General features: G+C 39.3%; 19 protein-coding genes and 1 tRNA gene. 13 read left to right on the top strand and 7 right to left on the bottom strand.

All coding sequences use genetic code 11. From position 1 onward, the window contains the following. Positions 1 to 8: 8 nt before the first annotated feature. Positions 9 to 305, top strand: a complete 297-nt coding sequence (locus tag JWG41_RS20535; RefSeq protein WP_205271500.1) for a hypothetical protein — start codon at positions 9 to 11, stop codon at positions 303 to 305. 172 nt (positions 306 to 477) lie between these two features. On the opposite strand, the gene JWG41_RS20530 is transcribed toward JWG41_RS20535, so the two are convergent. After that, positions 478 to 1659 (bottom strand): lipoprotein LipL45, encoded by a 1182-nt coding sequence (locus tag JWG41_RS20530; RefSeq protein WP_205271499.1) that lies wholly within the window; start codon positions 1657 to 1659, stop codon positions 478 to 480. A gap of 256 nt (positions 1660 to 1915) precedes the next feature. Here JWG41_RS20530 and JWG41_RS20525 point away from each other — a divergent pair, with 256 nt between their 5' ends. After that, the gene (locus JWG41_RS20525; protein WP_205271498.1) at positions 1916 to 3238 is read left to right on the top strand and encodes a radical SAM protein; all 1323 of its coding nucleotides are present in this window, start codon (positions 1916 to 1918) and stop codon (positions 3236 to 3238) included. A gap of 37 nt (positions 3239 to 3275) precedes the next feature. Further along, positions 3276 to 5351 carry a PP2C family protein-serine/threonine phosphatase gene (locus tag JWG41_RS20520; RefSeq protein WP_205271497.1) on the top strand — a complete coding sequence of 692 codons (2076 nt, stop codon included), beginning with the start codon at positions 3276 to 3278 and terminating at the stop codon, positions 5349 to 5351. A 21-nt stretch (positions 5352 to 5372) separates the two neighbouring features. Here the strand turns inward: JWG41_RS20520 and JWG41_RS20515 are convergent, their stop codons facing one another. Genes JWG41_RS20515 through JWG41_RS20505 form a run of 3 tightly spaced genes read right to left on the bottom strand, consistent with a single transcriptional unit; the run spans position 5373 to position 7255 of the window. Further along, the gene (locus tag JWG41_RS20515) at positions 5373 to 5801 is read right to left on the bottom strand and encodes a hypothetical protein (protein ID WP_205271496.1); all 429 of its coding nucleotides are present in this window, start codon (positions 5799 to 5801) and stop codon (positions 5373 to 5375) included. 49 nt (positions 5802 to 5850) lie between these two features. After that, positions 5851 to 6006, bottom strand: a complete 156-nt coding sequence (locus JWG41_RS20510; protein ID WP_002973927.1) for a hypothetical protein — start codon at positions 6004 to 6006, stop codon at positions 5851 to 5853. 55 nt (positions 6007 to 6061) lie between these two features. Continuing rightward, positions 6062 to 7255, bottom strand: coding sequence for an aminotransferase-like domain-containing protein (locus JWG41_RS20505; protein ID WP_205271495.1), 1194 nt, complete (start codon positions 7253 to 7255; stop codon positions 6062 to 6064). A 75-nt stretch (positions 7256 to 7330) separates the two neighbouring features. Here JWG41_RS20505 and JWG41_RS20500 point away from each other — a divergent pair, with 75 nt between their 5' ends. Further along, positions 7331 to 8737 carry an aminotransferase-like domain-containing protein gene (locus JWG41_RS20500; RefSeq protein ID WP_205271494.1) on the top strand — a complete coding sequence of 469 codons (1407 nt, stop codon included), beginning with the start codon at positions 7331 to 7333 and terminating at the stop codon, positions 8735 to 8737. Positions 8738 to 8790: 53 nt separating this feature from the next. Beyond that, the gene (locus tag JWG41_RS20495; protein ID WP_039937811.1) at positions 8791 to 9048 is read left to right on the top strand and encodes a hypothetical protein; all 258 of its coding nucleotides are present in this window, start codon (positions 8791 to 8793) and stop codon (positions 9046 to 9048) included. 7 nt (positions 9049 to 9055) lie between these two features. Here the strand turns inward: JWG41_RS20495 and JWG41_RS20490 are convergent. Then, positions 9056 to 9128 (bottom strand) — tRNA-Phe (locus JWG41_RS20490). Between the two features lie 70 nt (positions 9129 to 9198). Here JWG41_RS20490 and JWG41_RS20485 point away from each other — a divergent pair. The 5 genes from JWG41_RS20485 to JWG41_RS20465 all read left to right on the top strand — a co-directional run bounded on the left by JWG41_RS20485 (position 9199) and on the right by JWG41_RS20465 (position 13877). Next, positions 9199 to 10137 carry an alpha/beta fold hydrolase gene (locus tag JWG41_RS20485; protein ID WP_205271493.1) on the top strand — a complete coding sequence of 313 codons (939 nt, stop codon included), beginning with the start codon at positions 9199 to 9201 and terminating at the stop codon, positions 10135 to 10137. 83 nt (positions 10138 to 10220) lie between these two features. Beyond that, on the top strand, positions 10221 to 10841 hold the full coding sequence (gene coaE, locus JWG41_RS20480) for a dephospho-CoA kinase (RefSeq protein WP_205271492.1): 621 nt from the start codon (positions 10221 to 10223) through the stop codon (positions 10839 to 10841). Then, positions 10838 to 11629 (top strand): SPOR domain-containing protein, encoded by a 792-nt coding sequence (locus JWG41_RS20475; protein ID WP_205271491.1) that lies wholly within the window; start codon positions 10838 to 10840, stop codon positions 11627 to 11629. Before coaE ends, JWG41_RS20475 begins: the two co-directional genes overlap by 4 nt. Positions 11630 to 11716: 87 nt before the next feature. Next, positions 11717 to 12427, top strand: a complete 711-nt coding sequence (locus JWG41_RS20470) for a VanW family protein (protein WP_205271490.1) — start codon at positions 11717 to 11719, stop codon at positions 12425 to 12427. Further along, entirely contained in the window at positions 12384 to 13877 is a 1494-nt protein-coding gene (locus tag JWG41_RS20465) for a hypothetical protein (RefSeq protein ID WP_205271489.1), read from the top strand. Before JWG41_RS20470 ends, JWG41_RS20465 begins: the two co-directional genes overlap by 44 nt. On the opposite strand, the gene JWG41_RS20460 is transcribed toward JWG41_RS20465, so the two are convergent. Together JWG41_RS20460 and JWG41_RS20455 are read right to left on the bottom strand one after the other, a co-directional pair. Beyond that, entirely contained in the window at positions 13852 to 14610 is a 759-nt protein-coding gene (locus JWG41_RS20460) for an SH3 domain-containing protein (RefSeq protein WP_205271542.1), read from the bottom strand. The genes JWG41_RS20465 and JWG41_RS20460 overlap by 26 nt on opposite strands. Before the next feature lie 111 nt (positions 14611 to 14721). Further along, positions 14722 to 15123 (bottom strand): YidB family protein, encoded by a 402-nt coding sequence (locus JWG41_RS20455; protein WP_205271488.1) that lies wholly within the window; start codon positions 15121 to 15123, stop codon positions 14722 to 14724. A 254-nt stretch (positions 15124 to 15377) separates the two neighbouring features. Between JWG41_RS20455 and JWG41_RS20450 the strand changes: the two genes are divergently transcribed. From JWG41_RS20450 to JWG41_RS20440, 3 genes are all read left to right on the top strand, one after another. Continuing rightward, positions 15378 to 15944: a dihydrofolate reductase family protein gene (locus JWG41_RS20450; RefSeq protein WP_205271487.1), complete on the top strand. Its 567-nt coding sequence runs from the start codon at positions 15378 to 15380 to the stop codon at positions 15942 to 15944. Positions 15945 to 16198: 254 nt separating this feature from the next. Continuing rightward, positions 16199 to 18097 carry an FG-GAP-like repeat-containing protein gene (locus JWG41_RS20445; protein WP_205271486.1) on the top strand — a complete coding sequence of 633 codons (1899 nt, stop codon included), beginning with the start codon at positions 16199 to 16201 and terminating at the stop codon, positions 18095 to 18097. A 954-nt stretch (positions 18098 to 19051) separates the two neighbouring features. Next, positions 19052 to 19981 carry a hypothetical protein gene (locus JWG41_RS20440; protein WP_205271485.1) on the top strand — a complete coding sequence of 310 codons (930 nt, stop codon included), beginning with the start codon at positions 19052 to 19054 and terminating at the stop codon, positions 19979 to 19981. Positions 19982 to 20113: the final 132 nt, after the last annotated feature.

The raw sequence follows: 20113 nt of genomic DNA, 5'->3' as shown, positions 1-20113 counted from the left end.
GATTAGGTATGGACCAAGAACAATTGGAGGCATTCCAAGAGGAACTTGCCAAAACCTTCTTTCTCTCTATTTTAAAAGACTTAAGTGAAATTGGGGAATCCATAACTGATTTCGAAGTCAAAGTCCTCATCCAAAAGGCCTTGTCTCATTCTTCAGATTTACAAGTGGAATGGGGAGAAAGAGACAGGTTTGGAAATAGCACCTTACTCGTGAAATACGATTCCAACTTACTCCTCATTGAAGCAAGTCCACTCATAAGTGCTATCCGCATTCTCTGGAATGAATATAAATCCAAAGAAGGTTGATTATATTTTCAACTTACAAAATCTCAAATTACAAACACTCAAGCTGACTTTCCTTTTCGCTGTTTCTATTGGTTCAAAAAATACTACCTAATACCTAGAAAACTCGCAGTACATAAAAAAAGCCCGAAGGATATCTCCTCCAGGCTTCTTTTCTACTTAAGGGTTGGTTTATTTAGAATTTGGATTTTTGTTGAAGGTCGTAAATGACTTCTTCTACATTGTCCATATCAATTTTTTTGACCCCATTTTCAGTGTGAACAATCAACTGACCGTTTTCTTGGTTGATGATCGCTCCAATCACTGTTTTACCATCGACTAATACGATTTTTTCAATTCTTTCGTAGTAGTTAACGATGTCTTTTTTAGATTTGAATTCTTTCGGTTGGTTCGCTAAAGAATCTTCGAATTTTTTCTTCTCAGCTTCTTGTCGTTTCGCAACGTCTTGTTCAATCACTTGTCTCTTAGCATCAATTTCTTGTTTTTTCAACTCATCTAACTTTTCAGTTTGAGCTGATTCGCTAAGTTTTACAATTTCTTGTGCAGTTTGTTTGTCCACTGTCACGATGGTTTTGATTTCTTGTTCTTCGTTCTTAGTCAGTTTAGCACTTTCAACAACGAGTTTTTCTTTCTCAGAAGTTTTGAATGCTTTTGACAAATCCAAAGATTTGATGTCAGCAGACTTAGCAAGGTCAGCAGATTTTGCTGATTGAGTGGATGCTTGGTCTTTCTCTAAGATAACTTCTGCTTTCGCAAGAGACTCTTGCAATTTTTTCAAGTCAGCATTTCCAGAAATTTCTTCTGAGGAAAGTTTTTCGAGAGCTGGAACACGTGGAGCAAATGCAACCGCGCCATCTACTACTTTTACTTTCGCAGGTTTTCCATCAGCAGCTTCTACGATAAAAGACGTTCCTCGCACACCCGCAATCGCAGTCGGTGTTACGACAGTAAAGTTGTCTTCTTTCTTAGCTTTGTTGACTTTCGCAAATACCTTTCCGGAAACTAGAGCAATTTGAGTGTCTGTAGTTCCTGAATTGTCTTGAGAGAGTTTTGCAAAGTCAATCGCGGACTTAGGAGAGATACGAATGCTCGATCCATCCGCAAATTGGATGTCTACTTTTCCATTGTCGCCTGTGACTACATTATCCCCGGATTTCAGAAGGGCACCAAGATGTGCTTTTTCTTCTGTTTGGTCTGCGTGTTGGATTTTTGAATCTCCTACCGCAAATACGACTACCGCAGATAAATCTGCCGCTTTTTTAGGTGCTTCGGACACTTCTGCGTCTGGTTTCTTACAAACTGTAAGACCAGTAAAAAGAAGCGCTAGGCCCATTATGGTTAGTTTCGATGCTTTCATATCGTCCTGTCCCTTAGTGAAATTCAACTTTCGTTACTTTAATCAACAAACTGGTAGATCAATAATTCCCAGCTTTTTTGTATTTTTTTCTAGAATGAAAAAAATTTCATTAGTTCGGAAAAAAAATAATTTAGTGACCGGATTTGTAAACGAATTTTAAGTATTTTTGCCTAAAACTAGCGATTTTCAAAGGAAATGAAGGGTTTTTTTGGGAAAATCGCTTTGTCTAAGATGGAGGAAGAAAAAAACTCCCATTATGGCTGAAACCTCTACACTAAACCAAAGACCTGCCTCCTCCATCAAACTCCTGGAAGAAATGGAGAGGGCTTACAAAGACCTGCCGATGGAAGCCATTGTCAAACAAGACATCCTTAGACAAGGCATTCACTTCTTTCCCGAGTCTTTTCAAGTCAAAGATCCTTATAAATCCAAAGACTATTTCATCTTTTCCTTCGATCATATTCCCCTAGCCGACCTAAAAGACGGGGCAGATACCAAAGCTCCCGAGGAAATCAAAATCTCTGGGGGCCACTTTGGTCTTTTAAAAACAGTGATCTCCACAAGAAACAACCCCAATTCTCCTTATAAAATGAAACTAAGAGAAGGGATTCCTACTTTGTTTCTGGAAGAAACGGAGATTGGTAGTGCTGAGTATCCACCGATTCCTTCTTGGTACAGACACAAAACCAAGTCAGGAAAGTTACCGGGAGAAATCGCACCTGTCATTGAATGGGGTTATCTTTTATATCTAACTGTGTTTCGTAACTGCCAGTATTTTGGAAAAGACGAAGAATGTGCCTATTGCGATATCAATCACAACTACCGCCAACAAAAAGGGGCGGGTAGACCTTACACGGGAGTGAAGGATGTGGATGATATTCTAGAAGTATTATCTTGGGTGGATGCAGAAGACGAGATTGCGAAAGTATACACTCTCACTGGTGGATCGGTTCTTACCAATTTAAAGAAAAAGTCAGAAGTGGATTTTTACCTCCAATACCCAGAAGCGATTGAAGCACGATTTCCGAAACGTTGGACGGGAAAACTCGTGGCCCAAGCCTTCGAAAAGGAAGATTGCCAAAAGTTCAAAGATGCAGGAATCCAAATCTACCATCCTAACTATGAAGTTTGGGACAAGGCACTCTTTGAAAAGATTTGTCCTGGAAAGTCGAGTTGGATTGGTTATGAAAATTGGATTCGCCGTGTGGTGGATTCTGCAGAAGTATTTGGTCCGGAAAATGTAATCCCTAACTTTGTGGGTGGAGTAGAACTTTCGGAACCTTGGGGTTTTAAAACCGTAGCCGAAGCCATAAACTCCACAAAACAAGGGTTAGATTTCTTCATGTCCAAAGGAATTGTTCCTAGATTTACCGCATGGTGTCCAGAACCCTATACAACTCTTGGTCAACAAGCAGGCCCACCACTTGTATATTTCTGTGAACTCCTTCGGGCCTGGAAAGAAACCTTTGAACATTACGGATTGCCCACTCCTCCGGGTTATGGGGAGCCTGGTCCAGGAAAGGCAGTATTTTCTGTTTCTGCCTTTATGGATGTGATAGGATATTCTGGACGAAATTAGTCCTTTCCTGTACAAAGAAAAAAGCTAAAATCCGTTTATGCGAAAACTATTTCTAATAGCGGGAGTTTTCTCACTCCTGCTTTTGCACTTTTCTTGTATGAGTCCCGAACAGGAAGAACCATATCGGTTCCGCCAAGGGATCCTCGACATACGCGATCTCACTTTCAAAGAAAACACCATTGTCGACCTACATGGGGAATGGGAATTGTACTTTGGGGATTTCCACTATCCACCCTTTCACGGTGAAAAACAACTCACAGGATACTTGGCCATTCCCAATTCATGGCAAGACGAAGAATTTGGTGGAGAAGAACTACCAAGAACGGGACACGTCACCTTACGAGCGTTCATCTATGTAAGCAAACAAACCATAGGGCAAGAATTAAGGATTTATATTCCCGATATTGCCTCCTCTTATCGATTTTTTGCCAATGGGATTTTGATTGGTGGGCAAGGGAAACCCGGAATCAATCGATTTGACGATACCCCCAGAATCAAATCCAAATATTATACCCTCATTCCTGACAAGGAAGTGATCGAACTTGTATTTCATATTGCAAACTATGATAACAACTTTGGTGGGTTTTGGGCCATCCCGAGTTTAGGAAATAAAAATGCACTGGATCGAGAGAAGATGCTCTCCAATGCCCGCGAACTTTTTTTACTCGGAGCACTGGTTCTCATTGGTTTGTATCATTTTGGATTGTACTTTTATAAAAGAAAAGAAACATCCATCTTTTACTTTGCCCTCTTTTGTTTTCTACTGGGGATACGACTCGCTTTTACTGGAGAAAGGTATATCTTAGAGGTCTTTCCTGGTTTCCATTGGCCAACTGCTTTTCGTATTGAGTTTGCTTCTTACTACTTTGCTGTACCTACATTTTTATTATTCATCTATTCTCTTTTTCCACAAGATTCGAATCGAAACTATGTTCGTTATGCACTCATAGCAAGTACTGCCTTTGCCCTCACACTTTTTTTGCCGATTTCGATATTCACCATTTTACTCTATGGGTTTCAAGTATTAGCATTTTTAACCATTGGCTATGTCATCCATATCAACTTAAAAGCTGTGATCAACAAACGGCCCAATTCCAAATTGTTTTTTTTGGGGCTTCTTGTTTTGGCATTTTCCGTTGCCTTTGATATTTTAAGACATAGTGTGAACAACCGTGGGATTGGCCTCACTCCTTACGCCCTACTTTGTTTTATTTTTATCCAATCACTCATTCTCTCCAGTCGTGTTGCCAATGCATTTTTACGCGCCGAGGAATTAGCGGAAAGTTTAAAGATCAGTAACGAATCCCTACTCGCGGTGACAGAAAATTTGGAACAAATTGTTTCCGAAAGAACCTACCAATTGAATTCCTCTTTAAATCGAATCAAAAAAGATCTCTTACTTGCGAAAAAAATCCAACAAAAGATCCTTCCGCAAGATGGAATCAAATTCGAACATTTAAAAATCCATTTGTATTTCCAACCGCAAGAAGAAGTGGGTGGAGATTTCTACGATATCTTTGAGTTAGATGATGGGACCGTTCGTTTTTTTGTCGCGGATGCCACAGGGCATGGAATCCAAGCAGCCCTTTATACTATGGCAATCAAATCGGAATATGAGGCCATCAAACGTTTCATTACAAAAACGGATGATTTGATGAACCATCTCAACCAAAAGATTCAAAACAAATTCTCTGGTCTTAAAATTGTATTCTCTGGATTTTTATTGGATATCAATACCAATACAAAGACCATCTACTACTCGTCAGCGGGTCACCCGAACCAAATTTTTCAATCAGCCGATAAACAAACCATTTTGGATCGAACAGGAAATATCATTGGACTGAAAAAAGACCAACCCTATACACAAAAACAATTCCAGATGGCTATGGGAGATAGAATCCTTTTGTTTACCGATGGGATGTTGGAACAAAAAAATGAATCGAGAGAAGAGTTTGGAATGGAAAGAATCCAAAAGATTCTAAGTGATTATCAAGGAAAAGAATCCGAGAGAGTGCTTGCGGAACTCGTCATCCAATTGTTCCTTTTCCAAGGGAAAGAAGAACAAGAGGATGACCAAACGATGGTTCTTATTGAGTGGGAAAAACTGACTTAAAAGTTTTAACCCAATTTTTGTTTATTTTTTAAGAAAGAGATTGTCCACACCATTCTTTTCAAATTCAGCATCATACTTTTCTGCTTCTTTGGCGACTTTGGCTTCGTAATCTTCCGGAGCGAGAGCTTCCAAATCTTTTGCAGATACCTTTTGTTCTAAATCTCTTTGAGCAAGTTCCGTAGAGAGGTCTGTCCAGAAGATATCATCGTTATATGGTTCGATATAAGATTCGAATACTTCTTGGAAGTATTCTTCCGAAATGGTATAAAGACCGTTTTCGGAATCAATCGGGCCTTTTTCTCCACCGGCAGAAAGTTTTTTAAGAAGAGACTGGATGAATTCATCCACAGAAGGATCTGTTTCTTCGTGTGGGGAATTACTCACCCATTCGAACACGGCAAGCGCATTCAAAAGGTGTTTTGTTTCTTGGGGATTAAGATCTAGATTCATGATTACCTACTTTGTTTCCATGGAAGCAAGAATCCTTCGCATAGGCAAATCAAAGAATGACGGTGGATCGGTTTTCCTTATAGTTTTGATACATCTGGTCAACGAGGAGGCGAAAGCTTGGATCTTCTTTTAAAATTTCCAATTTTTCCTCTAGGCTCAAAATAGAAAACTTAGGATACAAAGCTTTGGTGACTGCAGGCTTCATACCTAATAAGTAAACAAACGAGTAGTATTGTCAACCAAAAAATACTAAACGTATGTCATGTATTTATGTCTCGATAGACTTTTGCGATTCGTTTCACACCCACTTCCATTTCCTCTTTCCCTAAAAAACTAAAGTTCATTCGAAACTGCGATGAGGATTTGTTTGCAGGAGAAAATTCACTCCCGGGAACCATGGCAACACCACTTGCAAGGCATTGTTTCATCAGTTCTTTCGGAGAAACTTTGGGATACTCCACCCAAAGAAACATCCCACCTTCTGGATCCGAGAACTTGGCTTCGGGAAGATATTCTTTCAAAAGAGAAACCAAAGTTTCTTTCTTTTCTGAATAGAAGATTTGGATGGAACGTAAGTGTTCGTTCCAATCCAGAACCTCCAAAAGTTTAGAGACGACTACTTGTGAGAATTGATTGGAATTCAAATCGTTTCCTTGTTTAATGGCAGTGAATAGAGATCGATAGACGTCTGGAACGACAGTCCAACCCAGTCGAAAGCCCGGAGATAAAATTTTAGAAAAACTTCCCAAAACAAAGGTTAAATCCCTTCTCTTACGAAAGGAACTCACCGATGGGTATACATTTCCTTCAAAGTCTAAATACCGATAGGCTTCATCTTCAATGAGGATGATTTCTTTTTCATCCAAAAGAGAGGCGATCTGTTTTCTTTTTTCCACAGACCAAGTATAAGTAGATGGATTTTGGTAAGAGGGATTCGCATAAAAAATATGGATTTTGTTTTGTGAGAGAATCTCTTCCAACCAAAAAAGATTCGGACCATCTGTCTCCATAGGGACAGTAAAAAACTGAGGGTGGTAAGGAGAAAATGCCTGTAATGCACCCAGGTAAACGGGGTCTTCCAACAATACATTGGTATCCGAATCCATAAACATCTTTCCTAAAATATCCAAACCTTGTTGGGACCCGTGAGTGATGGTGATCGAATCAGAAGAAATCCACGGAACATCCGTTAGCCCTTTTGTGATTTGGTTTCGCAGTGGGAGATAACCAGAAGAATCTCCATACTGGAGAGCTATATTCCTATTTTCCCTGACAACCGATTCCATCACGGAACTTAAAACATCCTTAGAAAGTAAATGCGGATTCGGGAGTCCTCCCGCAAAGGAAAGCAGATCCGAATTTTCTACCGTTAACTTCAAAATTTCACGAATGACAGAACTCCGAACAAAAGAAGTTCGTTTCGCTGAAAAAATAGTTGGCAGTTCCGGTTCCATAGTTCTAGAATATCAAAAAAACGAATAACTGTCCATATACAGTTGATCCAATCTATTCATATACAGTTTCAATTTATGACAAAATACAAACGATTAGCAGAAGATATAAAAACCGAAATCCAATCAGGATATTATTCAGAAAAGGAAAGAATTCCCTCTCTACGAGAAATTCAAAATTTAAAATCCTGCAGTCTCACCACAGCAAAAGAAGCCTACAGAATCTTAGAAGAGGAAGGGTATATTTTTGTAGTTCCAAAGTCAGGTTACTTTGTTCATCCAAACATAAGCTCAGTCATCTCTGGTCCACAAAACGAATTTTATCATGCAGTGGAAGCGGATGACAGAATCCAACAAATCATGCGAACGGTGATGGATCCAAAACTCATCTCCTTTGGTGCGGCCATTCCCTCAGACTTTTACCTTCCTCTCGGAGGGCTTGTTGGTTCTTTCAAAAAAGCCCTGAAACACAAAGAAATTTTTTCTTATGGAGACCTACAAGGAAACTTAGGACTACGCGAATGGATTAGCAAACGTACATCGATCCAAGGATACCGAGTGAATGGAGAAGAGATTCAGATCACAAGCGGTTGTACAGAAGCCATTACATTTTCTTTACTTTCTACAACAGAACCTGGTGATACGGTAATCGTCCCCTCACCCATTTATGTTGGATTGTTTCAAATTTTAGAAACACTGAAACTAAAAGTCGTAGAAATTCCCTACAGAAAGGACGAAGGAATTTCTTCCGATGAATACGAAAAATTAGTCAAACGCCACAAACCGAAAGTGTTTTTATTTTCAGCTAACTTTAACAATCCGAATGGAGTTTTGATGAGTGAATCTTCCAAACAAAGTTTGGCAAAAATATCCCATCGTTATGGAATTCATTTAGTAGAAGATGATATTTACGGAGATTTGTATTTTTCTGGAACTAGGCCCAAGGCTCTAGTCAGCTATTTTCCATACGATCAGAAAGGACCCAAATCTTTTTTATGTTCTTCCTTTTCCAAAACCATTGCTCCGGGAATTAGGCTCGGTTGGGTGAGCTCCAAAAATGGAATCCGGAATTTAAGTAAAAGAACCAGAGCCTATAAAATATCCGAAAACAACCCAACACAAGTAGCAGTTCATGAATTTTTAAAACTACAAACCTATGAAAGACATCTAAAATTCCTACGCACTGAATATAAAAAACTCACAGAGGAATATACTAAACTTTTGTCTTTTTATAGCGAGGGAATTCTTGAGATCCAAAAACCCGATGGAGGTTTTGTATTGTGGATCAAATCACCGTTAGATGGTGATAGACTACTTCAGGAATCCAAAAAGATTGGAATGGCCATTGCCCCCGGTTCTCTTTTCGGACTTTCCAAACATTGGGACAGCCACTTCCGACTGAATGTATCCGTTGGTTTTTCACCCAAAATTAAAGAGAAACTCATACAGTTTTCCAAGTTATTCTTAAGAAAAAGGAAAAGCTGAAATTTTACAGTTTTTAGTTGCAAGAAGAAGAAAGAGAAACAAGGTCTAAGAATATGTCAGAAAACACACGCAAGTATCTGGAAACATCTCAAATCATCCCTTCCAAAGGTATGTCTTACACTATGTATGAAATTGAAGGCCAAGATACGATTTTACGAATGCTCACCTTTATCCCAGACAACGACGAGATCCATATCTATCCCAAACCACCGGTAAAAAAACTATATAAACCGGAACTTTGTAAAAAGGTAGAAGAGAATGAATTTTTAGGTCTTTGGACTATGGGAGAAGAAAGGAAGGCGGGAAATTAGGCAACCGTGGCCCCGGACAGAATCGAACTGCCGACACGAGGATTTTCAGTCCTCTGCTCTACCGACTGAGCTACAGGGCCTTCGGTTACAACCAAAGTATTTTTCCACATCCCTCTGTCAACGAACCTTTATAATTTTTGTGAGGACACAATGAAGACCCTTAGGATTCCATTCACCACCGCCATCCTATCAACCCTGCTTTTTGTACATTGTGCATCCACACTTCACAAAACAGGAATTAGTTTAGAGAGATACAGGTCCGACTTAGAAACGAAATCGATTTTTGTCGATGGCCTGCAGTGGAAGTACACAGAAAAAAACGGTGATGGAGAAACTCTTCTCGTCTTACACGGATTTGGTGGAGATAAAGACCACTGGACACGGTTCTCAAGACATCTCCCCAAAGGAATCCGAGTCATCGCTCCCGACCTACCTGGTTTTGGAGAATCCGACAAACCAGAAGGAGCCAATTACACCCAAGAAGCCCAAGCAGATAGGCTGAATCTGTTCGCAGAAACTTTGGGTATAAAGAATTTTCATATAGCAGGAAATTCTATGGGTGGGGGGATCGCGGGGATCTTTGCCGCAAAGTACCCAGAAAAGGTAAAATCTCTCATTTTGTTTGATAATGCAGGGGTCAAAAGCCCCACCCCGAGCGAGATGCAAAAAATCGTGCTGTCAGGAAACGAAAACCCTCTCCTTCTCACAAGCCCCGAAGACTTTGATCGACTGATTGCTTTTACCTTTGTGAAGCCACCTTATCTTCCCGGTTTTCTAAAAACTTATTTTGCGAATAAAACCTTTGCCAACCGAGATTGGAATGCATCCATTCTAAAACAAATTCGGACCGAAGGTTATTTTCTAGAAGCAAAATTAGAAAAAATCAAGTCTCCCACCTTGGCCATTTGGGGAAAAGAAGACAAAGTCATCCATTATACAGTGATGGATGTTTTAAAAAAGAAGATAAAAACAAAACTGGAAACAGTCCTTTTAGAAAATATGGGACATGCTCCGATGATAGAGGATCCTCCATTGTCCGCCAAACTCGTACAAGACTGGATTTCCAACCTAGAACTCGCCAAAAAATAACGTCCAAATACTTTAGTATTTTTTTTCCAATTTAGGATAAAAAAATACTTGTACTTTCATGGGTTTTTTATGTTATAAACCCTGTGAGTGCAAAACATAAGAACAAAACATTGATAGGAATTACCGGATCCATTGGATCAGGAAAGTCCACTGTGCTTGCTATGTTTGGCGAGTTGGGAGCAGAAACCGTTAGCTCCGATATCATTGCCCGCAGTTTCACAGAACCAAACAGTCCTGTCATCAAGGAACTAGTAAGAATCTTCGGCGAATCCGTTTTAGATGCAAACGGAGCTCCATCCCGAGCCAAAATTGCAGAGTTTGCCTTCTCCGACAAATCAAAGCTAGATGCCTTAAACAATCTCCTCCACCCCTTGGTTCGCAAAACCTTTTTAGAATTTCTAAATTCTAGAAAGGATGGGAGCCTTATCGCCTGGGAAGTTCCCCTCCTCTTTGAAACTGACGCCCATACCCTTTGTGACTTTACGGTCACCGTCGCGGTAAACCCCGAAGTCGCTTTCGAACGAGTGATGGGACGGGGTGGAATGACCAAAGAGGATTTTCAAAGACGGAACCTGGCACAAATGGATTTAGAGAAAAAAAAGTCTCTCTCTGATTTTGTCGTAACGAACGATAATCAAAGGGAAGAGTTAAAAGAACAAATCGAAATCATCTATTCAGAAATCAAACAAAGGATTCAAAAATGAAAGAAAGAGTATTTTACGTAATCAACCTAGATAAACAAAGAATTGGAGTTTTATCCCTCTTTCTTTTTGCACTGTTCTTTTCTATTTTCTTCCTCGGAGTCTCTGTTGGAAAAGGGAAAGCCGAAGAAACCCAAACCCTCCATAAGAAGATGGAAGCAAGTCCGGTCACTCCAGAAGTAACGGAAGGATCAATCCCTTCACCAGCCAATGCCGCACCAAATGCGGCAGATGCGAGTGTGGGAACAAATGCAGCATCCTCTCTTGTGCAAGGAACCAAAACCAAAGAACAAACAAACCTTTCTCAAGAAATTCCTATGGCTGATGTGGGAAACCATCCCTACTTTGTAGAAACATCCACAGCCAAAGATGAAGAAGAAGAGAAAAAACAACAAGTAGTCGATTTGACAAAACGTTCTGAAAAACGAGTCACTACAAACAAAGGGGAAGAAAGATTTAGAAATTTGGCTCCCTCCTCCAAACATTCTAAATCACAGAAATCTACTTCTTCAGTGGCAACGCAAAAATCATCAGAAGGAAAACAATTTACCGTGCAATTGGCGGCCTTTACTAGCCGACAATCAGCAGAAACATTTTTGTCTCAACTTAAATCAGATAACCATGGTAAGCTTGCTGCAAAAACCTTCATTGTAGTAAAGAATGGATTCTTTGTGGTGCAGATGGGGAAATCGAAAGATAAATCTTCTCTTTCTAAAACCCTATCTAAAACTTCCATGCCTAAGGAAATTAAATCCAAAGCCATGGTCGTGAGTTACCAACCGCTTTCATAAAAAAAGATCGTCAAAAACCTTGGCCTTCGGCTTTCCTAAAGATATTTTAGGAGAGCCTTTTTCTACCTTGAGGATGAATCTCTAAAATTGTTATCCTTTCTAAAACTAAAAATCAAAACTGCCAAAAGATGGATTGGTGCCATCCTGGAAGGACAGTACTTTCGGTTTGGATTAGAACCAACACTCGATAGAGATTTTGATTGGAAACAGGAAACTTCACTCAGCTTACCTATTTTTGATTCCCCATTAAAAGAAGGAAAACTCCATAACCTTCGCATCGCCATTGCACATTTACAGAACCGAGTGTTATATCCCGGAAGGATCTTTTCTTTTTGGTATGAAATCGGAAATCCCACCATCCAGAAAGGATATAAGGAAGGACGTGTGATCCGTAAAGGACAAGTGGGAAAAGAAATTGCAGGTGGGCTTTGTCAATTATCAGGAATCATTTATTACCTTTCCCTGGAGCTTGGACTTACCATCCTAGAACGTTATCCCCACTCTCGCGATTTATATACTGAGGAAACAAGATTCACTCCCCTCGGAACCGATGCCTCTGTCGTGTATCCCTCAAAAGATTTACGAATCCTAAATTCATTTTCCTATCCACTGCTTTTCGAATGGGAACTCACTGATACAAAACTAACCTTTCGGATCCGAGCCATAGAGCCCTTGAAACGGCAAAAATTATATTTCCAACAAACAGACAAAAATGGATATTCGAATGTTCTAGTCTTTCGAGAATCAGAACCAAATGGAAATCCCGTCTTATGTTCTTCCGATGATTACTTATTGTAAAAGAAAGGGATTTGTCATCGGGGTCTTCTTAGTTGTCGTTTGTTTGCAACTGGTAGTGCAGTTTGGTTCAAACTTTGCCTATGGTGCGGATGGTTATTACTACGCCGCCCAAGTGAATTCTTATGTTACCAAAGGCAGGTTCTTTAGTCCTGATGTATCTCCTGTTTTGTATGGCCTCGTTTACTTTTCGAAACTAGGGACAAACATTGTTGTCACGAACAAGATCTTTGTTTCCTTACTTGTGGGGGTTTTATTCCTATCGGGTTACCGCTTAGCCCTTCATCTTTCTAAAAAAGAATCTACTTCTGTTTTACTCGGTCTCGTTTTAGTTTCCTCTTCTTTTATTCCCCATTTTAGTTTTAACTTTATTAAAAACTTAGGGGGCATTGTTTTTTTTATTCTATTTCTAACGGAACTTTGGATTTTGGAAGTTTCAGAAAAAAAAGACAAACTAACAAATTACATACGACTTGGCATTACTTTTGTTTTCGTATTTTTTTCTCATAAAATCACGGCAGGGATTTCTTTCTGTTTTCTATTGCCTTGGGTATGGAAACAAATCCCAATTTCCAAAATGTATAGAACCCTACTCCTTTTGGGACTACCGCTAACCCTTGTGGGACTGGCTTTTCTTTTTCCGAATCTCATCCACTGGAACGATTTACAGACCATTTTCTCGGAAGAATTGCAGTTCCAATTCCTTTCTCCGTTTTTTAAGTATTCCCAGATCCTTCCCAATTTTGTTTGGGAACAAATTCTATTTTTCCTTTCGCCTGCGATCTACTTTCTGAAAAGACAAACACTCTCCACTCAAGAAAAATCATTCTACGATAGACTTGTTGTTTTCTTTTTTCTTCTCTCACTCCCCATTTTTAGTTATACGGCTTTTAGTTTTCCCTTTCGGTTATTCTTACTGATATTTATCCCATCAAGCCTTCTGTTACTCCCAAGCCTTTCCGAAATCAAATCCCGATGGATGATCGCCATTCTCAGTATCTTACTTTCCGTATATCAATACTTCACAATGATTCAAGAGAAAGATTTCAATAACCAAGATTACAAACTCTATTCGATCCTACTTCCATTGTTTCAATTTCCAAAGAATAGTTTGATCATTGTACACCAAGGTTTTGATTATTTTATCTGTTATCACAAGGCAGGAGATGCCTTTCATTTTTTACCGGAAGAGAAACACAAAGATCGGCCCATCTACCGAATTGTGTACGGAGTGTCCGCTGCAGAATATAAAAAATACCTATCGAATGAGGTAAAGATCCAATACCTGCCTGGTTTCTATTCTGTATTGGAAGAAGGGAAATGGCAGGAGTTTTTGAACCAACTTCCTGCCGAATCTAAGAATCGTATTTTAGATTGGAGAAATCCGCATACGTACCGAACCAAAGGAATGATTCGTAACGAATCCTTTAAGGAGCCGAATAAGAAGATTTAGTATACGCATACTCAGTAGCACATGCGGATTCTTTTTCTTTTTTCTCTTTTAGTAACAAGAGTTTGTCGTTACAAACATAGAAATATAGATTTTCTTTTCCTTCCACAGGATAAGTGCTTAAGGCAACCAAATGGCTATCGGAATCAGAATATCCAAAATAGGCATTGTTATAGGCAGTTCGTTCTTCTTCTGTTTGTGGAAATTGGATGAAAATGGAAGGTCGTATGAGCCTAGACTTTGTATCCAATACTAAATGATCAGAATACACATCAAACACACCATCTAACTTTTCGCTGATCCCAGAATAACCAGAATACTCGCGATATACAAAACTTTCTCCATCAAATTCAATAGTATTAGAACAATCCAATCTGTCAGGAACTTTACAAAGTACAAAATTTCCTTGTACAGCGGCAATCATGGCGTCTCTTGATTCGACCTTAGTCACTAACAAATAACCACCAAACACCCAACCGGTGATTTCCTTGGACTGAACGCGGTACCAATAAGCGGAAATTCCATCAATTTCATTGTCTGCTTCCGATTTTTCTAAAACTTTCACTTCGTCACCGAGTTTTAGTTTTCCCACTTTTTCTCCATCTAATGTAGGGGTTTTTCTCGCATTGAGGACAGTAGCAGAAATAAAAGCATTTTTACCCACTTCGATAGAGGGAGGTTTTTTACACTGAAATAGAACGAGGGAGGATAGAATGACTAAGATCAGTTTCTTCATGGAAGAAAGATTGGTTTTGGGGAGAAAATTTGGCAAGGAAAATTGTATATCCCCGGCAAAAGAAATGCCACCTAATTTTATATAGGTGGATTCGAGATTCAAAGTGAATTTTTATTTTGTAAACAAGGATGCCAAAGAGGAAAGTTGGGAAGTGATATCACCACCTGGTTCTTTTCCATCTGGCGATAATTTATCGATCACCACAGGTAATAAATTTCCGATAAGACCTGCGGTCGCTTCGGAATCCAATCCCACTTTTTTAGCAAGTTCCTGGATGGAATCGCTTCCGAGAACTTTGATCACATCAGAAGCACCGATATTCACATTGTCTCCAGTTCCCACCCATGAGGATGCAGCGTCCACAAATCCCTTTTCTTTGAACTTTTGGACGATTCCAGAAACTCCACCATTGTCTTCTATGATCTTTTGGATCCCAGAAACAACTTGTGGGTTATTTTGTACCAACTCTACTGCCTGAGCTGCGACGGCTTTCAAACTTTCAAAAAAACTCATGACCAATATGATGACTTAGAAAGTTTCAAAAGGAAAGATATTTTTTGAATTCTATTTTTTATTTACCGAATTTTGAATCAAGATTGCCCTAAAAAATCCAAAATATTTCCCAAAAGAGAAGAGATCAAAATTCAGTGTTATGCGAAATTTTAATAGACTTCAGTTGATTTATTAAATACCATTCAAACCATTCCATGATGGAGTTCAAGAGCGACTCCTTATCGTGAGAAGGAAATCAATATAAGGAAACCAGGATGAAAAACCAAGGAACCCTTTCTGCATTTTTATTTTTATCACTCGATGGATTTTACAAAGGAGAAAACGAAGATATCTCCTGGCATTCTCATGGACCAGAGGAATCTAAATTCTCAGAAGAAAACCTAAACTCTGGAAACACATTGGTGTTTGGGAAACGAACCTTTCAGATGATGGAATCTTTTTGGACCACTGAAAATGCTTTTCAACTCTTTCCTCTGGTCGCCAAACAAATGAAAAATGCAGAGAAACTAGTCCTCACCCATTCGAAACTGGAGACTACTTGGGATCATACGAATCCCCTACCTGCAAATTGGGTCGAACAAATCATACAATTCAAAAAAGAAGGAAGGAGTATGACAATTTTAGGAAGTGGTGATGTAGTCCGCCAATCTTGTGATTTAGGCATTCTAGACCATTTCTCTTTGATGATCGACCCAATCGCCATAGGAAAAGGGGAATCTTTGTTTGGAGGATTGAAATCGACAAGCTCATTTGAACTCGAATCCACTAGAACTTTTGCCAGCGGTTCTGTATTACTCAATTACAGAAGGGCTCCAAAATAAATTTACGGAAGGTGAGATTCCCTTTCGAAAGTTTTGTTACAAATTGTACATTTATATTTTTACTCGGAGAAAATTCTTCTCTGTATAAATATTAAGCATTTTTGAGAAACCATTTCCTCTCTGGAAATTAAAAACCAACCAGCACGGTCCTGAGGAAACCTTTTCGTCCCCTGTTTTTATTTTTCTACCTGAATAATTCATTGCAGCATTACTCTCAGAACCTAACATCAACACAATGTTAGACTCTGGGCCCCATGGTATTTAGAACGTTCATTCAAAAACTGAATAGTAAACCTAGGTTTCTGACATTCGTCATTGCATTCAGCTTAGTAGGTTGCTGGGCCAATCCCTTCACCCACCCACCAATTGAATGTTTGATGAAGTTATCCAATTTTATTTGTCCTGACAATGATGTCCTAAGACGCTGGTCTCCCGCTTACTACTTACTCCTACTTCCTGAATCCACCGTCACTATTTCTAACTTAACCAACCACTCCATTGTCGAAACGGGATTTGTTGTGGGGACCGTTCCCCCTGGCCCGACCTTTGTGAATGTTGGTATCGATGATGCACAACCCACCCAAGTGCCAGTGATCGACGGAACTTGGCGCTACGCACTGCCAGCCAAAGCTATAACCAATACCTTTTGGACGTATGGAAGCCTTCATACCATCTATGCCCATTTGCCTTATGAAAAATCCAATACCATCCAAGTGCGGATGGGAACCAATCATGATACCGATGGAGATGGATATCCAGATTTGATTGTTTCGGCAAGTACAAGTGCTTTATCACAAGGGTATGCTTATGTTTATCGTATAAATTCTATAACCAAACAACTATCAACTACACCATATTCTATACTAACCGACGGCATTATTAATACATACTTCGGAAGTCGTATTGGATCGGGGGATTTCAATGGGGATGGATATGCAGATGTATTAATTGGAAGCCAAGCATATGCAGGAGTTATTGCTTTTGGTGGTAGGGTTTTAGCTTTCAACAGTCGAGGCCAGACAGGGATTCCTTCTCAAAATTTAAACACTGGTGGAGTGGCCGATGCAATTCTTACTGGGACGGCGAATGGAGGCCGATTAGGTAGTGTCATATCAACTGCTGATGTCAATCACGATGGTTATGATGATGCAATTCTTGCTTCTCCGTGGGTTGATAATCTATTTATTTTTCACAGCCAAGGTTCAAGTGGATTGATCACACAAAGTACAATTACAGCAAACTTTACCTACCAAGGTGTATTCGGTAACGACAATTTTGGAAATCACGCAGCCGTTGGAGACGTTAATGGTGATGGATTCCAAGACTTGATTGTCGGAGAACACCAGTATTCTTCGAATACTGGAAGATTATTTGTATTTGTATCCAACCAAGGAACTTTACCGAGCCAACCACAACAATTTGTTTACCCACCCACAGATCCAGCACCAGGTTGCGGTGCTGGAGGCGGTTGTCGGTTTGGTTCCAGTTTTGTATTAGATTATTTTAATTCCGACAATTGTATAGATCTTGCCGTCGGCGCTTTTTCTTTTAATTCCAACCAAGGAATTGCCCATGTATATCATTCTACTTGCGATTCGACAAACCCCTATGGAACTGTGCCAAACGTCACTCTTCTCGGGCCTCCCACTCCTAGTTGTAACGGAAACCTTTGCAATTTCGGAGGAACTTTGGCATCTGGCGACACTAACGGAGACGGTCGACCTGATCTTTTAATTGGAGCCACGGGAGCCAGTGCGGGAATTGGCGACGTTTATTTAGTGTTAAACGATCCAATTACTGGTTTTCGGAATATGAATTTAAGTGCCGGTGGATCTGCCGATAGTCTTTTTTCGGGAGCGAATGCGGTTTCCAACTTTTCTATGGGACTCAGGTTCCAAGACACAAATGCAGATGGCCTCCAAGATATTGTCATCTCGGAACCTACAACTACCAATCGAGTCTATACATTTCACAGTGTGCGTGGTGGTGTGCCCGCGAATCAGAACTTAAACGGAAGTGGAGTGACAAGCCAAACACTGGCGCCGCCTGCAGGAACTTCCTTAGGGAATACAATTGCCCAATGGAAAACCAAAGCAGAGAGTTATCTGTGGGCTTTGGTTTCCGAAACGAAAAAGTATTTTGGTATGATTTAACGGGATATAGGTTTTATTGATTTACCTGGGCGCCTCGCCATCATTAGGTGAATTGAAATTCAATTGCTTGGCCGAAATATTGATCCTCCCCTCACATTTTTTTCTCTGTGCATCCAATGCAAGGCAGGATACAAGAAATAGATTTTGTTTTTGCAAAGAATCATCACATAAATTCCCCGCCGTGCAACTTTCGCCTGGACCCCGAAGTAAAAGAACTGATTTTCTACATTGATTGGCAATTGGATTTTCGTTTAAACATTCTTCTTTTCCAGACCCGCAATGGTATATAAAAAGGATTAATGTTACCGAACAAAGTAGTTTTTTCATTTAAATCATCCTCCTTCCCTTTCAAAGTTTGTCCGTGAATGATAAAATTGTATTTCAAACATACAAATGAAAAGCAACTTTAATTAATTTTGTTAGGTGACCAAAAGAAAGATAAATTCCAAAAAAGGAAAATAATAGTAGACCCTAGCCGAACCAGTCCAACTGAATGAGATAAGAAGAACTGCTGTTATGCCAAAGACTCAAAAAAACTATGAAAATAATAATATTTCTGTTAGTTGGCTTAATCGCATGCAGGCTTCCCATCAACAATCCTAATACTGAACTTACCATATCAAAAAAAGATACCGAGGAAAAAACAAAAATTTATACTTCAATCAAAACCTTTAGTTGCCAATTTGATCCCCTAAGATCTGGCCTCTTTTCAGAATTAGGGAACGATGAAGATTCAAACCCGGACCCTAATAACAAAACAATCTATTATGAATAAAGAGCCGTCAGTGCCTGTTTACAAAGTATCCTAATGATCCCTTGTCCTACTTACCCAATCAACACAACCCAGGCCATTACGGAAATGGTGGCCCATATCACCGCAAACCGATTGCAAAACTGCACTTTCAGAGTAGCGCGATTCTTTGAATTTGAAAAACCACTATACGGTAATTTTTAATGTCTCAGTATAATCGAATATTTATCTATTCAAGTTTATTAAGTATTTTATGGATCTTAAATGATTCCGTTTTAAAGATTTTTTATCCTGGATTGATTACAGGAAAAATTTCTGATGTAATAGGCATTTTATTAACACCCCTTATCCTAACTGGCATTATTTCCTTATTTCAAAAAAGAGCGAACCTTTACAGATTACTTTCGGTTTCTTTATTTTTCACTATTTCATTGTTTTTATTCATCAACCTATCGCAATCAATCAACGATTCCTTTTACAAATTCATCGGTTCGAATGAAACAATGAATCTGGCCGATAAATCCGATTTACTTTTATTACCATTATCCATTTTGACTATCTATCGATTCAAACAATCAATATCATTTTTTAGAATTTCATTTCCTCGCAAGATTTGTATTCTGATTCTCCCCACTCTTGCTCTCATCAACACTTCCTATCCGCAAGGGAGGTCCGATGCTAAGTCGATTCTATTACTTTTATCCTCAGCTAATGACAAGATCATCCAACTGGATCCCAAAGAAACTCAGATCACAGCTAATATCTATACCTTTAAATTCCAATTCATTGGAATGAATAACGAAAGTAGTCCAAGGACTGCCGAAATTCCAAATCAAAACCCAACTTGTTCAAATCCCGCTAACCCAACCAAGGAATTAGGAAATACAAATAATTCGTATATGGAATCAGGTAAATTTCAGAATTACAAAATCGACATTTCTAAAAGTCAAAATTTTGAAACGATAGAAAAAACTATGAACTGTAATGGAACCGAATGCACCATCGACCTACAAACACTCAGTTCTGGAAAATATTTTTGGAAAGTTCGACTTAGGTATTTATATAGAAGTGAGTGCCAATTGTATTTGGAAAACATTCTAGTCAACCAAGAGGCCCAATCCTTCTACTTTTGAGAATGTAATCCCAACTTGTTTCCTTCACTATCAATGAAGAATGCATAGTAACCCATTTCTGGACTAATTTGTGTTTTGGGAAGAATGACTTTGCCACCGTTTTTTTCTACTCGATCCAAAGCCGCCTGCAGA

This window comes from Leptospira chreensis (assembly GCF_016919165.1).
Lineage (GTDB): Bacteria > Spirochaetota > Leptospiria > Leptospirales > Leptospiraceae > Leptospira_A > Leptospira_A chreensis.
The sequence above is the reverse complement of the archived record's forward strand: the minus strand, read 5'-3'. Positions and strand labels throughout refer to the sequence as shown.

Excerpts from the sequence above, each read along its gene's own strand:
- JWG41_RS20535 (WP_205271500.1), top strand. The coding sequence starts at position 9 with ATGGACCAAGAACAATTGGAGGCATTCCAAGAGGAACTTGCCAAAACC.
- JWG41_RS20530 (WP_205271499.1), bottom strand. The coding sequence starts at position 1,659 with ATGAAAGCATCGAAACTAACCATAATGGGCCTAGCGCTTCTTTTTACT.
- JWG41_RS20525 (WP_205271498.1), top strand. The coding sequence starts at position 1,916 with ATGGCTGAAACCTCTACACTAAACCAAAGACCTGCCTCCTCCATCAAA.
- JWG41_RS20520 (WP_205271497.1), top strand. The coding sequence starts at position 3,276 with ATGCGAAAACTATTTCTAATAGCGGGAGTTTTCTCACTCCTGCTTTTG.
- JWG41_RS20515 (WP_205271496.1), bottom strand. The coding sequence starts at position 5,801 with ATGAATCTAGATCTTAATCCCCAAGAAACAAAACACCTTTTGAATGCG.
- JWG41_RS20510 (WP_002973927.1), bottom strand. The coding sequence starts at position 6,006 with ATGAAGCCTGCAGTCACCAAAGCTTTGTATCCTAAGTTTTCTATTTTG.
- JWG41_RS20505 (WP_205271495.1), bottom strand. The coding sequence starts at position 7,255 with ATGGAACCGGAACTGCCAACTATTTTTTCAGCGAAACGAACTTCTTTT.
- JWG41_RS20500 (WP_205271494.1), top strand. The coding sequence starts at position 7,331 with ATGACAAAATACAAACGATTAGCAGAAGATATAAAAACCGAAATCCAA.
- JWG41_RS20495 (WP_039937811.1), top strand. The coding sequence starts at position 8,791 with ATGTCAGAAAACACACGCAAGTATCTGGAAACATCTCAAATCATCCCT.
- JWG41_RS20485 (WP_205271493.1), top strand. The coding sequence starts at position 9,199 with ATGAAGACCCTTAGGATTCCATTCACCACCGCCATCCTATCAACCCTG.
- JWG41_RS20475 (WP_205271491.1), top strand. The coding sequence starts at position 10,838 with ATGAAAGAAAGAGTATTTTACGTAATCAACCTAGATAAACAAAGAATT.
- JWG41_RS20465 (WP_205271489.1), top strand. The coding sequence starts at position 12,384 with ATGGAAATCCCGTCTTATGTTCTTCCGATGATTACTTATTGTAAAAGA.
- JWG41_RS20460 (WP_205271542.1), bottom strand. The coding sequence starts at position 14,610 with ATGAAGAAACTGATCTTAGTCATTCTATCCTCCCTCGTTCTATTTCAG.
- JWG41_RS20455 (WP_205271488.1), bottom strand. The coding sequence starts at position 15,123 with ATGAGTTTTTTTGAAAGTTTGAAAGCCGTCGCAGCTCAGGCAGTAGAG.
- JWG41_RS20450 (WP_205271487.1), top strand. The coding sequence starts at position 15,378 with ATGAAAAACCAAGGAACCCTTTCTGCATTTTTATTTTTATCACTCGAT.
- JWG41_RS20445 (WP_205271486.1), top strand. The coding sequence starts at position 16,199 with ATGGTATTTAGAACGTTCATTCAAAAACTGAATAGTAAACCTAGGTTT.
- JWG41_RS20440 (WP_205271485.1), top strand. The coding sequence starts at position 19,052 with ATGTCTCAGTATAATCGAATATTTATCTATTCAAGTTTATTAAGTATT.